This is a genomic window from uncultured Cedecea sp. (assembly GCF_947498825.1).
In the GTDB taxonomy this organism is placed as follows: domain Bacteria; phylum Pseudomonadota; class Gammaproteobacteria; order Enterobacterales; family Enterobacteriaceae; genus JGM124.
Genome location: NZ_CANMLV010000034.1, coordinates 1 through 12,737, shown reverse-complemented (window position 1 = coordinate 12,737; position 12,737 = coordinate 1). Strand labels below are relative to the sequence as shown.

The 12,737-nt window shown below is 45.7% G+C and carries 9 protein-coding genes and 3 pseudogenes; 4 read left to right on the top strand and 8 right to left on the bottom strand.

The features are described from left to right. Positions 1 to 43: 43 nt before the first annotated feature. The 3 genes from Q1A40_RS21640 to Q1A40_RS21630 are packed head-to-tail and all read right to left on the bottom strand — an operon-like array spanning position 44 to position 2,872. The gene (locus Q1A40_RS21640; protein WP_300005259.1) at positions 44 to 1,024 is read right to left on the bottom strand and encodes an NAD(P)H-quinone oxidoreductase; all 981 of its coding nucleotides are present in this window, start codon (positions 1,022 to 1,024) and stop codon (positions 44 to 46) included. A gap of 40 nt (positions 1,025 to 1,064) precedes the next feature. Then, positions 1,065 to 1,391 (bottom strand): carboxymuconolactone decarboxylase family protein, encoded by a 327-nt coding sequence (locus Q1A40_RS21635; RefSeq protein ID WP_300005256.1) that lies wholly within the window; start codon positions 1,389 to 1,391, stop codon positions 1,065 to 1,067. 41 nt (positions 1,392 to 1,432) lie between these two features. Continuing rightward, on the bottom strand, positions 1,433 to 2,872 hold the full coding sequence (locus Q1A40_RS21630) for an NAD-dependent succinate-semialdehyde dehydrogenase (protein ID WP_300005254.1): 1,440 nt from the start codon (positions 2,870 to 2,872) through the stop codon (positions 1,433 to 1,435). Positions 2,873 to 2,993: 121 nt separating this feature from the next. Between Q1A40_RS21630 and Q1A40_RS21625 the strand changes: the two genes are divergently transcribed. After that, positions 2,994 to 3,926, top strand: coding sequence for a LysR family transcriptional regulator (locus tag Q1A40_RS21625; RefSeq protein ID WP_300005251.1), 933 nt, complete (start codon positions 2,994 to 2,996; stop codon positions 3,924 to 3,926). Positions 3,927 to 3,944: 18 nt separating this feature from the next. Here Q1A40_RS21625 and Q1A40_RS21620 read toward each other — a convergent pair. From Q1A40_RS21620 to Q1A40_RS21610, 3 genes and pseudogenes are all read right to left on the bottom strand, one after another. Continuing rightward, positions 3,945 to 4,175 (bottom strand): annotated as a pseudogene (locus tag Q1A40_RS21620) (integrase core domain-containing protein); the annotation flags it as partial. Positions 4,176 to 4,531: 356 nt separating this feature from the next. Further along, positions 4,532 to 4,783, bottom strand: a complete 252-nt coding sequence (locus Q1A40_RS21615) for a hypothetical protein (RefSeq protein WP_300005248.1) — start codon at positions 4,781 to 4,783, stop codon at positions 4,532 to 4,534. A 307-nt stretch (positions 4,784 to 5,090) separates the two neighbouring features. Then, on the bottom strand, positions 5,091 to 5,390 hold the full coding sequence (locus Q1A40_RS21610) for a helix-turn-helix transcriptional regulator (RefSeq protein WP_300005246.1): 300 nt from the start codon (positions 5,388 to 5,390) through the stop codon (positions 5,091 to 5,093). A gap of 1,236 nt (positions 5,391 to 6,626) precedes the next feature. Between Q1A40_RS21610 and Q1A40_RS21605 the strand changes: the two genes are divergently transcribed. The 3 genes and pseudogenes from Q1A40_RS21605 to Q1A40_RS21600 form a co-directional block, all read left to right on the top strand. Then, a complete protein-coding gene (locus tag Q1A40_RS21605) occupies positions 6,627 to 8,066 on the top strand; it encodes a DNA cytosine methyltransferase (RefSeq protein ID WP_300005244.1) in 1,440 nt (479 codons plus the stop codon). Positions 8,067 to 8,669: 603 nt separating this feature from the next. Next, a pseudogene (locus Q1A40_RS23240) lies at positions 8,670 to 8,759 on the top strand (type II restriction endonuclease); the annotation flags it as partial. Positions 8,760 to 8,798: 39 nt separating this feature from the next. Beyond that, positions 8,799 to 9,321, top strand: a pseudogene (locus tag Q1A40_RS21600) (TonB-dependent receptor); the annotation flags it as partial. Positions 9,322 to 9,434: 113 nt separating this feature from the next. Here the strand turns inward: Q1A40_RS21600 and Q1A40_RS21595 are convergent. Both Q1A40_RS21595 and Q1A40_RS21590 read right to left on the bottom strand, forming a co-directional pair. Further along, entirely contained in the window at positions 9,435 to 9,917 is a 483-nt protein-coding gene (locus Q1A40_RS21595; RefSeq protein WP_300005241.1) for a DUF4822 domain-containing protein, read from the bottom strand. A gap of 466 nt (positions 9,918 to 10,383) precedes the next feature. After that, a partial coding sequence (locus Q1A40_RS21590) for an FKBP-type peptidyl-prolyl cis-trans isomerase N-terminal domain-containing protein (RefSeq protein WP_300005238.1) occupies positions 10,384 to 12,737 on the bottom strand: 2,354 nt, incomplete at its 5' end.

Here is a 12,737-nt window from a genome sequence, read left to right as displayed (position 1 = left end):
GACTGCGGTGAAAAAGGCAGAAAAAACGTCTTGTTTGCGTCATCTACATCGTTAACACAATTTTTCCGACGTTGAGGCCGTCTTCCATACGCTGATGAGCTTTCCTGGCTTCTGCCAGCGGGAACACGCTGTCAATCACTGGGCTCAGTCCATCTTTACCGAAGCGAGTTAACCAGCTCTCTTTGAAGCGGCGAGACATCTCATGCTTCACTTCTTGCGAACGCGATTTCATTACCGTACCGATAATCTGCAGATGGCGGTACAACACCCGATCTAACGGGATCTTCGCGTTTTCAATGCCCCCCATAATGCCAATCTGCACCAGGCGTCCACCAAAGTTGAGTGAGCTCACGTTCCGTTCAAAATAAGGCGCGCCAATAAAATCGAGAATAAGATCAACCCCCTTGTTATCTGTGATGCTGGCGACAACTTCGGAGAAGTCTTCTGTAACGTAATCAATGGCGTGATTGGCACCCAGACGGCGAACGAGAGCGTGCGCTGCAGAATTCGCGGTGGTGATTACCGTTGCACCAGTCGCATGTGCCAGTTGTACGGCGGCGCCTCCCACACCGCCGGCTCCGGCGTGGATCAATACCGTTTCCGTAGGTTTCAGTTTACCCAGATGGATAAGCGCTTCATGCGCGGTTACAAATACCTCGGTGATGGCCGCCGCATGGATATAGTCCATACTTTCCGGCACTGGCATAGCCATCCGGTAATCAATGCGTGCCATTTCTGCGTAAGCCCCTCCTCCGACGATCCCCATAACACGGTCACCCAGGTTATAGCCTTTTACATTCTCTCCAACGGCAATAACGTCACCGGCGATTTCCAACCCCATAATCTTCGAGTCGCCAAAATCAGGGCGGCCATACCCGCCGCGTCGGTGGGTGAGATCGGCCCGGTTGACCCCCGCCGCCCGCGTGCGGACCAGCAGATCATTGGGGCGCAGCTGTGGGTCTGCGACTTCACTGATGTTAAGTACATCGGCCGGACCGAATTGATCAAAGGTGATTGCTTTCATTATTCTGTTTCCCGAAATAAGAAGATGGATAACCCGTCGTTCAGGCCTGTTCGTCAAACGTGGCATTGGCATAGCCAGATGCAGTAATCGCTGCCGGAAATCCTGCGTAAAACGCCATGTGCGTAATCAGGGCGGAAATTTCTGTTTTGGTCAGACCGTTTTCAATGCCACGACGCAAGTGGGCCGGTAGCTCATTGGAGTGATTCAGGGCAATAAGACAGGCGATGGTAATCAGACTACGGTCGCGCGGTGCCAGGTCTGGATCTGTCCAGACATCGGAATACAGCGGTTGCTCAACGAAGTCGGAAAGTTTAGGGGTAAATGCACGGGCAGCTTCGCGTGGGCGAGTAAAATCAACAGGTTTCATGGTCAGTTCCTCTTGTATTCTGTCATTAGTGGTAAGGTGTTTTAGATTTGGCTGATGAATTTATTCACCAGGTAATGGCCGATACCTTCCCGACCGCCCTCTGAACCATGCCCGCTTTCTTTCATGCCACCGAAAGGCAGCTCCGTCGCTACCATGCGGTACTGATTAATGCCTATCATCCCGGCTTCAAGGCCATCGCCAACATCCAGTACTGTACGGGCATCGCGTGTAAAAGCGTAAGCTGACAAGGCATACGGCAGACGGTTTGCTTCTGCCAGACCATCCTCAAGCGCGTCGAACGGACGCATCACAGCAATTGGGCCAAAGGGTTCTTCGTGCATGACCCGTGCTTCCATCGGCACATCGGCAAGCACGGTGGGTTCAAAGAAAAAGCCAGGGCGCTTGAGCCGTTTCCCACCAGTGAGCACTTTCGCGCCCAGAGCAACAGCATCGGCAATCAGCGCTTCCATTTTTTCTAGTTGGCGAATGTTTGCCAGCGGCCCCACTTGAGTGTTTTCCGCCATGCCGTCCCCGATAACCAGTTTCTCTGTTGCTCTCACGAAGCGTTCGACAAACTGTGTGTATACACCGCGCTGAATAAGGAAGCGGGTTGAAGATATACAGATTTGGCCGGTGCCCCGGAAACGGTTAGCCGCCCCACCAACTGCCGCTGCTTCAATATCGGCGTCGGCAAAAACCAGTACCGGCCCATGACCGCCAAGTTCCAGGGTAATCGGTTTAACACCGGCGGCTGCACGCTCAGACAGCAGTCGACCTACCGGCACAGAACCGGTGAATGCCACTTTGCGAATAACAGGCGAGGCGATAAGCGTGGTGGAAACTTGATCCGGTACGCCAAACACAATTTGCAGTACGCCTTTAGGCAGACCAGCATCATCCAGACAGCGCGCCAGTGCCAGTGCCGTCGCCGGGCTCTCTTCGCCGGGTTTCAGGATCACGCTACAACCTGCGGCCAGTGCTGCTGATAATTTGCGTGCCGGGGTAATGGCCGGGAAATTCCACGGAGTAAAGGCGGCAACCGGACCAATGGGCTCTCTTTTGACCAGTTGCAGCACACCGGGGCGATTTGATGCTACAACGCGCCCATCTATCCGGCGGGCCTCCTCCGCAAACCATTCAAAATAGTCAGCGGCCCGCAGTACTTCGTCTTGGCCTTCATGCAGGGGTTTACCTTCTTCCAGCGTCATTAGCGAGGCAATATGTTCAGCGCGTTCTCGCATCAGGGTGGCGGCATTTTTCATGATGCGGGCGCGTTCGGCAGGCACGGTATGGCGCCAGACGTCAAAACCAGAACGGGTGGCTGACAGAGCACGTTCAAGGTCGGCGGAGGTCGCCAGCGGCAAGCGGCCAATGGTGACTTCGGTTGCCGGGTTAATCACTGCGGTGGTATCGCGATTGCCCGCTTCAATCCAGTCACCGTCGATGAAAAGATAAAGGGGATCGTATTGATGATTTTGCATGGCCGTTATCCTCAGTGTGTGCGTGTTTGTGTAATGTCATTCAACTGAGGGGATCTTAAGCTCAGCGCACATAACTGATAAGATGGCTTCTCCCCACAACAGCTATGCAAGAAATGCACAGATGCAATCAGAGAAATTTGCCGAGTTCCTTGGAGTTTTTGTCGATGTCGCCCGTGAAAGCAGTTTTTCGGGTGCAGGTCGCCGTCGCGGACGCACGCCCTCCTCGATAGGACGGCAGATCGATGCACTGGAAGCATACCTGGATACCCCGCTTTTTTTGCGATCTACGCGGCATTTAACCCTGACTGATGCCGGGGAGATACTGCTTATTCGCGCCAGACAGATTCTTGATTCACTGGTAGATACGCAGCAGGAACTTGCGTCGATGAAGGGCGAAGTAACCGGTGTGCTGAGAGTGGCCTGTTATCCCACATTTGGTAAACGCTATGTGCTGCCGGTTATGGCAAAACTCTCCCGCCAGTATCCGGAGTTGGGCTTTGATTTGGATCTGACCGAACGGCTGGCTGACCCCGTGGCTGAACGTCTTGATACTGTTATCCGTATTGGTGATATGGCCGACAGCACGTTGATTGCCAGCAAAATAGCAACGCAAATACGCGTGCTGTGCGCAAGTCCCACCTACCTGGAAAACGCGGGGATCCTGGCCTCGATGGATGACATTGCCTCACATCGTTTAATTGATAAGCTGCACGGTACTGATCTGCTTTGCTGGTCGAGTGTGATTGGCCATCCGGCCAGAGAAAACACGAGCCAGCCCATGTTTGGCTGTGATGATTTCGAAGCGATGCGTCAGGCTGCGGTTGAAGGGCTGGGGATCGCGTTCCTGCCGGACTGGGTGGTGGGGGATGACATTAACAGTGGGGCGCTGGTACAACTCTTCCCGGAAATGTCCTCACAAATACATGTATCTACAGGCATATATGCGCTACGCGCGTTACGTCACCCGCCTGCCAGAGTCACGGTATTTCTCGACACATTGCGTGAATTCATCGGTCAACCTGCAAAATGGTCAACACGTCGCAGCCAGCCCTGACGACGTAAGCAACATGGCCTATGCAAGGGTCCGCTTCCCGTATCGGAGAAAAACCTGAATGGAGTCTTCTGGCTGTTTCCGGTATATCTTCTGGGAAAGATGCCCCAGACTTTCATGAGTACGATTCAGGTGATAATTCTGCAGCCAGAATCATGTCCTCTCTCTGAGCTGACTCAATAATTCAAACCGGTAAGTATTTAAAAACTCTTGCCGAAACGAACTATTAAACTGCCTAATAAATTCATTCCTCCACAGCTTTCGTCTCTACCTATGCGTGTATTTTAAGCCCGCCTTATACATATTGATATCCGATGTGGCCCCCAGTTTTTTCATTAGCTGGCGCTTATACATACTGATCTTTTTTATGGGTATATCATAGCGGTCGGCAATCTGTGCGGGGTGAGTCCTGACAGGAGCCATGCAAACACTCTGGTTTACACCCGCGTGGAAAACCAGATAAATGACCAGCCGGTCATCGCTTTTCCACGGACAGAGAATATGCCTGCGGTATTTATCGTCACGCGGGCAGAACAGGTCACCGGAAAAAGAAGCCTCAGAGAATAAGAATATGGCTTAACGTGCGCTGACCGGCGGTCCGAACCGCGCTACTGCCAGATAACATTTAAGGTTGTCGATGCCGTTCCCGCTCCCAGTCCCGGATTGGCGACAGGGCATAACACCCATTTTAAATCCAGTGAATATGACATATTGTTATCTACATTCTCTAGTAATAGTACTGGGTCCTGATTAAACAATATGGAGCTGGACGTATCGTTACAGCCCGCATCGCTACCCGCGTTATCGCCAATAAATCCCCTGACATAGCCCTGTAACTGGTTCTGGGCATTTTTCATCATCAGTGATGTGTTACTGGCCGTTTCGGATAAATGCGCATAGCGTCAACGCCAACGGGTATTTTTGCAATTGCATATTATATATAACATGCAATGTTATAATTCTGTAATATTAATAATGAAATGACGTTTTGTTTTTAATTTATTAAAAGCATGCTCATCATAAAGGAACATAACCCTCCGTATTTATTTTTAGATAAATACGCTCTCTTTTTCTCTGGCCCCCTGCACTGAAAAACGTGTCTCGCTCATTGCCTTACAGATAAACGGATGTGATGAACTGAAATTCATTCAGCTTCGGTTGTAAAGGTTATTTTATGTCTGTATGTCTGCTCTGATCCGCGTTGCTGCCTTCATTCAGGAAATGGACGTTTTTTAATAAATAATCAAAGAAATCATCCAGATTAAAATTATATGCTTTTAAGAAGAACACCATGTCGCTTAACGGGATGCAGGTTTTATTTCGTTCATAACGGGAAATATGTTGCTGACTTTTAGACAAGAGTTCTCCCACTTGCTTCCCGGTTAACCCACACTCAAGGCGTTTAGATTTGAAGTAACCACTCATTAACATATTTAATCTGTCATCGATAATTTGTCGGTCATTCATATTTCTCCCCTGAGTATTGTAAGTTTTTGTTGGGAGGATTTAATCAGAATAGTCGTATTGCGTAAAATTGATTAAAACATTCAAAATGTGTAATTGCGATAGTCATTATCTATGAATGCAAGTCAATCGATTGAGCTTAGCGATCTAAAGGTCTGTATAAAATAGTTAACCAATTGATTTTAATGTAAATTTATTATAAATTATTTTATTGTAAATAATGTGTTAATTACCCAGCAATACACCTTCTGCGTGTATGAAAAGTCGAATTAAATTTATTTTAATATGCTAACCGAGTATTAAATCGCTCCGATTGTTTTATTTGGCTTATTATCCTGTAAATTTTGAATTAAACGGACTTTAATCCCACATCATTGATCTTTAACTGGATTTATTCACTATGTTTATCATCGTTCACAGTAGTAAAATACTAAATAAACATTAATATAACAATTCCTTTCTAAGATGTTACAAAATCTATTTTTTAATAACGCAAATTGTAATGAATATATTTTCTCACTATCTGATTTATGGGTGACGGAGCGAATTCATACTGCCTTGTAAGCACTGAGTCAGCATATTTAATGCCCTGTGTAGTGAGAAAATGTCATGCATAAAGTGGTTCATTAATGTGGCGGGTTTGATGTCTGCGTTCACTTTCCCTGAAACAGGATAGTCATCATTATTTTTTACCTCAGTATTGACAGCGAGTCACATAATCAAACAGGGTTCAAAGAAATACAGATAGCTGACACGCTAAAAATGCCTGATCCTAATATAAAAACTAAAGAAACCTTCAGTCATAACAGAAGCCGCCATGCAATACTCCATGAAGTGAACGTCAAATGTGAGGGAATGAAAACGAGTAAGGTTAAATAATTAAAAGATTCAGAGAATAAAGCCCCGAATGAAAAATGCCTGCGGACGTTATTCTGGGAAATCATGCCGTGAAGACACTCTTTGGAATAAAGGGATGGAGCCACTGCATTAAGCCTAAGCAAGCCGAGCAACATGTCCGATTTTGCAGTAAAAGCAGATATTCACATGTTAATTATGATTCGATATTGAAATTCTGCTATTTGCTTAAAGTTGCCTGTCAACCCAGTAGAGGACTTGTACTAAATCACCAGTTTTCCCTTTCTACGATTGTAGTTTCATGTACTGTATACATAAACAGATCGCTGTGTTAGGGTTATATCAGTGATTAAGCATCACACATTCAACCCAGATGGAGTAAGCGTGAAAGAGTTGCAACCGGTTATTAATGAACTTATTGAACAATCACGGGACGCGAATAAGCTTAAACAAGAAGAAGAACTGTGTCTTTTGAAAAAAGTTTTGGAGATCTATGATCAGAAGGTTGTGGCTGAAGTATTGCGCAAGGTGAGTGGTAGTGACTGGACGCGTGAAACCATCAATCGTTGGGTAAATGGCAAGCTAACTAATAAGCGATTGGTTGAAGTTGAAGTCAAGATGCTTAAGAGCCTGCTACCCTCGCCACCTGCTCATTATGCTAAAAGTCGTTTTCGTTTTATTGATCTCTTTGCTGGTATCGGTGGCATTCGCAGTGGTTTTGAGTCAATAGGTGGGGAATGTGTATTCACCAGTGAATGGAATAACTACGCCGTCAGGACTTATAAAGCTAACTGGTACTGTGACGAAAAAAATCATATTTTCAATTCGGATATTCGGGACATTACTCTGAGTAATCAGGATGATATCACTGAAGAGCAGGCGTATACCCACATCGATAAAAGTATTCCTGACCATGATGTTCTACTGGCAGGTTTTCCTTGCCAGCCTTTCAGTCTTGCAGGGGTGAGTAAAAAGAATTCACTAGGACGTAAGCATGGATTTGAGTGTGATACCCAGGGAACACTGTTTTTTGATGTTGCTCGTATCATTATGGCAAAAAAGCCCGCTATTTTTATCCTGGAGAATGTCAAAAACCTGAAGAGCCATGATAAAGGCAAAACCTTTCGTGTCATCATGGATACCCTGAATGAATTAGGCTACGACGTTGCTGATGCTGATGCTATGGGAGCAGATGACCCCAAGGTTATTGACGGCAAAAAATTCCTTCCTCAACACCGCGAGCGTATCGTATTAGTAGGATTCAGGAAGGATCTGAATCTTGCAGATGGCTTCACCTTAAGAGATATAGTTAAAGAATTTCCACAACGACGACCAGCAGTTAAAGACTTGCTTGATGATGATGTTGATGAGAAATACATTTTGACGCCAAAACTTTGGGATTATCTTTACAAGTATGCCAAAAAGCATAAAGAAAAAGGGAATGGATTTGGATTCGGAATTGTAAATGTTTTAGATCAATCAGTAGTTTGCAGATCTCTCAGCGCAAGGTATCACAAGGACGGATCTGAAATTTTAATTGACCGTGGGTGGGATATGGCTATTGGTGAACAGGAATTTAATGATCCTGAAAATATGGCCCGCCGCCCACGTAGATTGACTCCTAGAGAATGTGCGCGACTGATGGGCTTTGAGCAACCTGGAAAAATCACTTTTCGGATCCCTGTATCTGATACCCAAGCATACCGACAGTTTGGAAATTCAGTCATTGTGCCCGTTTTTGCCGCAGTGGCACGTTTACTTGATTCAAGAATTGCCTGTGCTGTTGAAATACGAAAATCAAAAGAACTAAGAAACACGGGTTGATTACAAATAAAAAGCGCTCTACGGCAAGCGCCCTACGGCGCTTTTTTTATGCGACAGGAAAATCGCTGACTACGGCCGATGTTGTCCCCCCCAGATCCCAGGCTTGATGGTTTGGCTATCTGACGATGATGAACATCGTCTAATAGGTACTACAATCACTTGATATGATGCAAGAGCTGGCAAAGAACATAGAACCCCTAATACCGACTTTACTATCCTGGCAATCAAGCTACGGGGCGAATTGGGGAAGGTGATTTTTTATTAACTGCTCTTCGGTATAACAACGAGCGGGTAAGCTGTTTGCCCCTAAAGATAGTCAAGTAGAATGGCAACTGCGATCCTTTTTCGGGCTTGCCAGAGGAATAATACTGATCACCGTTTTTATGGCGTCAAGTTATCAGATAAAACTTGCTGCTCCCTGTCAGAATTTTCCTTGAAGAAATTGGGATTAATCTTCGAACCGGAACCGGATCTCCGAGATGGAGCCTTGGTATGGTTATTTTCTCTATATCCTGGGGGGTTTCCTGCCTCCAAAGTTTTTTCAGAATTTATTATTTCGTGTAATGGAACAATATATCGTCAGGTAGCAGCTTCAGACTGGATTTGGAGGCAGAGAAAGATGATGTTGATGTCTTCATTCAATATTCTCTGAGTGTTCACAATCGTCGTAAGAGCCGCGTTGGTTTTGCTTTTGAGAACCACCTCGAAACTGTGTTTATGGAACATGGTCTAGTATTTGAAAAAGGCAGTCGCTGTAATGTGCTTTATAACGAAATGAATAATGGCGAGACGGTGGCAAAAATTACCGGTTGGGTTTGCTCCCGGGAAGTAGAATTCTATGTGGAGGGTTCATTAACGACGAATGCCAATAATATCGCCAGTTAAGGTTATAGCGTGGCTAAAGTCACTGTAGACCTGGACTATAAAGGAATACCTCTACCAAACGTCCCACAGCTTACAGGATCAGTATTTCTGACTTATGATATGCAGAATGCCTTTATGAGTAATACAAGGACGCTGGGTGGCTGTGGTCATGGTGTCAGCCGTCGTTCTGATAATAGTAATGCATTCTGTTATTTACCAGGGCTGCCAATACGTTTTTAGCGTACAAAATAAAATTGCAATATCCGGTCACATTGCAGATTAATATTCAAAATCTGTTTGATAAACCTATTATACTTCGTCGATTGCCAGTAATAATCTGTCCAGCCAGATTGGCGATCCGCGTGAAGTACAACTTACTATGAAAATATGAAAATGGCTGTCTGATTCTGTGCGGTATATATCGGAGAGAATAACGGAAGAGTGTCGGCGTGTGAGAGAATAGATTCAGTCTCCCCACCTGCAGCAGGTGGGGAGACGATCACATTATTTTTTTACTTCGTGAACAATATCAAAGTATTTTGATTTATCATCCTGAGATGGATAAATACGGTAAGTATACTCATCCGGTGTTACGGTAATATTTTCAACGACACGGGTGAAGAGTACATCACCTTTATCATTTTTTGCAGTCAGTGAACGGGTTTTACCTTCAGCATCAAAAGACCAGTCACCTTGCATCTTCGGTTCACCTTCGATGGTCGTCATTTTGAAGCTTCCGTTCGGATAATACTCGGCAAGACCAAAGTAGTTAGCAACTTGCTCGTTTTGAGGCGAGACATCTTTTTTGTCTTGATCCAATGCTTTAGTAGTTACCCATACTTTATCAATCATTACTGCTTCGTAATCATTGACTTTCTTTTCGGTAGCAGTGGTTGCAGCAGTCTCTGTGGCTGTCGCAGCCTGAGCGGTAAAAGCCATCATAGAAGAGAGGGTAATTACTGCCGCCATAAGAGGTTTCAATTTCATAAATACTCCGTTATTCAAAAATGTTATGTGAAGTAAAAATTATGCTTTTTATGGAGCAGAGTGGTAAGCGAACACTGGTTTTTACTGTCAGTAATCTTCATCAATACAATTAAATAGCATGACTGGATTAGTAATTTAATACTAGCCTGGAATAGGTTCTGATAAAACATAAATTACATATTATAATATAAGAATACATAAATTTAAGTTATGTGAGAAATGTTACATAACAGGGAGGTAAATGTAACCTACAATAGATTTTAAATTATCTATAAAAGTTAAATTGTTGCTGTTTTATTGTGTGGTTTTACTTTATTGCCAGCATTAGACAGAGTAAGAGATGTCACTGATTGAAGTATAGCTGGAAAGGTGATACATCTTTTGATTAATAGTGTTTTTTTTGAATTCCCTAAAAACTCACCCGATTAACGATTTAGCATATCGTTAATCGGGGAGAGTATTCAGTTTATGGTTGTAACTCAAAAGTCAAAGAAATGATCTCACCAGGTTTGATTTCTGGAGGTATTTCATTGTATAAGCTTTCGACTTTTCCATAAATAGTAATAACCCCACCTTTAAGGCCTGAAGTGATGATTTTCTGCATGAAAGGATCAGTTTCATTGTTATACACAACACTTGAATTCATTGTGTTCAGAATTGGCTTACCATCGAGATGTTTTTCAAAAACATTAAATATAATGACATCACCCTTATTATATTTTCCTTTGCCTTTTTTATCGATGACAAAATAAGAACCATTAGAGAGCATCTCGGCATTTTTATTTTTTATTTTATCTTTTAACTTATCCTCAATCACGCGTATTTTTGAGGTGAATTTATCATTGAGATTAGTAATGATTTTTTCTACTTCATTCGTCTTAATCTTTAGCTTATTGTTATAAGCATCATTAAAGCCTAAGGCGAGTGAATCAGGATTAATCTTGATATTGTTTGACACCATCTTGTTTGCTTCAAACAACGCCTGATTTAAGTAAAAAGCACCTAAAGCATAAGAGTTTCTATCAGTTGCATCTTTGATGTTAATTTTTTTGTCATTCAATGACAAAGTATCAATTTTTGCCTGTAATTTCTTACTCTCTTCATTTAATTTAGCAATCGCCTCTTTTTCGCTAGCCTGCTGCTCAGTATTCAGCTTTTTCAGACTGGCGATTTCAGCAATCAGCGCTTTAGCTGCTTCGTCCTGTTTCTTCTGTGCGGCAGCGGCTGTCGTAGCCAGGTCGGCGTTTTTCTTGTTCAGGGCGGCAACGGTTTCTTTCTCTCCGGCCTGCAGCTGAGCGTTCTGCTGTTTCAGACTGGCGATTTCAGCGGCCAGTGCTTTAGCTGCGTCATCCTGCTTTTTCTGTGCGGCAGCGGCTGTTGCGACCAGCTCAGTATTCTTTTTATTAAGGGCAGAAACCTGCGCGGAAAGTGCCTTGGCATTCTCATCCAGCGTTTTTTGGGTGGCAGCGGTGAGGCTGGTATTCTGCTGTTTCAGGCTGGCGATTTCGGCGGTCAGTGTCTTGACGGTATCGTCCTGATTTTTCTGCGTCGCGGCGGCAGTTGCAATCAGGTCGGCGTTTTTCTTGTTCAGGGCGGCAACGGTTTCTTTCTCTCCGGCCTGCAGCTGAGCGTTCTGCTGTTTCAGACTGGCGATTTCAGCGGCCAGTGCTTTAGCTGCGTCATCCTGCTTTTTCTGTGCGGCAGCGGCTGTTGCGACCAGCTCAGTATTCTTTTTATTAAGGGCAGCAATCTGCTCGGAAAGTGCCTTGGCATTCTCATCCAGCGTTTTTTGGGTGGAAGCGGTGAGGCTGGTATTCTGCTGTTTCAGGCTGGCGATTTCGGCAGTCAGTGTCTTGACGGTATCGTCCTGATTTTTCTGCGTCGCGGCGGCAGTTGCAATCAGGTCGGCGTTTTTCTTGTTCAGGGCGGCAACGGTTTCTTTCTCTCCGGCCTGCAGCTGAGCGTTCTGCTGTTTCAGACTGGCGATTTCAGCGGCCAGTGCTTTAGCTGCGTCATCCTGTTTTTTCTGTGCGGCAGCGGCTGTTGCGACCAGCTCAGTATTCTTTTTATTAAGGGCAGAAACCTGCTCGGAAAGTGCCTTGGCATTCTCGTCCAGCGTTTTTTGGGTGGCAGCGGTGAGGCTGGTATTCTGCTGTTTCAGGCTGGCGATTTCGGCAGTCAGTGTCTTGACGGTATCGTCCTGATTTTTCTGCATCGCGGCGGCAGTTGCAATCAGGTCGGCGTTTTTCTTGTTCAGGGCGGCAACGGTTTCTTTCTCTCCGGCCTGCAGCTGAGCGTTCTGCTGTTTCAGACTGGCGATTTCAGCGGCCAGTGTCTTGACGGTATCGTCCTGATTTTTCTGAGTCGCGGCGGCAGTTGCAATCAGATCGGCGTTTTTCTTGTTCAGGGCGGCAACGGTTTCTTTCTCTCCGGCCTGCAGCTGAGCGTTCTGCTGTTTCAGGCTGGCGATTTCAGCATTCAGGGCCTTGGCGGCTTCATCCTGCTTTTTCTGTGCGGCAGCGGCAGCAACTGTCAGATCGGCGTTTTTCTTGTTCAGGGCAGCAAGGGTCTCTTTCTCTCCGCTCTGCAGCTGGGCGATCTGCTGCTTCAGGCTGGCGATTTCAGCATTCAGGGCCTTGGCGGCCTCATCCTGTTTTTTCTGTGCGGCACTGGCGGCCGCGGCAGCGGCTGTCAGGTCGGCGTTTTTCTTGTTCAGGGCGGCAAGGGTCTCTTTCTCTCCGCTCTGCAGCTGGGCGATCTGCTGTTTCAGGCTGGCGATTTCAGTATTCAGGGCCTTGGCGGCTTCATCCTGCTTTTTCT

Coding starts and splice junctions, on each gene's coding strand:
- Q1A40_RS21610 (WP_300005246.1), bottom strand. CDS start 5,390: ATGAATGACCGACAAATTATCGATGACAGATTAAATATGTTAATGAGT.
- Q1A40_RS21625 (WP_300005251.1), top strand. CDS start 2,994: ATGCAATCAGAGAAATTTGCCGAGTTCCTTGGAGTTTTTGTCGATGTC.
- Q1A40_RS21640 (WP_300005259.1), bottom strand. CDS start 1,024: ATGAAAGCAATCACCTTTGATCAATTCGGTCCGGCCGATGTACTTAAC.
- Q1A40_RS21630 (WP_300005254.1), bottom strand. CDS start 2,872: ATGCAAAATCATCAATACGATCCCCTTTATCTTTTCATCGACGGTGAC.
- Q1A40_RS21615 (WP_300005248.1), bottom strand. CDS start 4,783: ATGATGAAAAATGCCCAGAACCAGTTACAGGGCTATGTCAGGGGATTT.
- Q1A40_RS21635 (WP_300005256.1), bottom strand. CDS start 1,391: ATGAAACCTGTTGATTTTACTCGCCCACGCGAAGCTGCCCGTGCATTT.
- Q1A40_RS21595 (WP_300005241.1), bottom strand. CDS start 9,917: ATGAAATTGAAACCTCTTATGGCGGCAGTAATTACCCTCTCTTCTATG.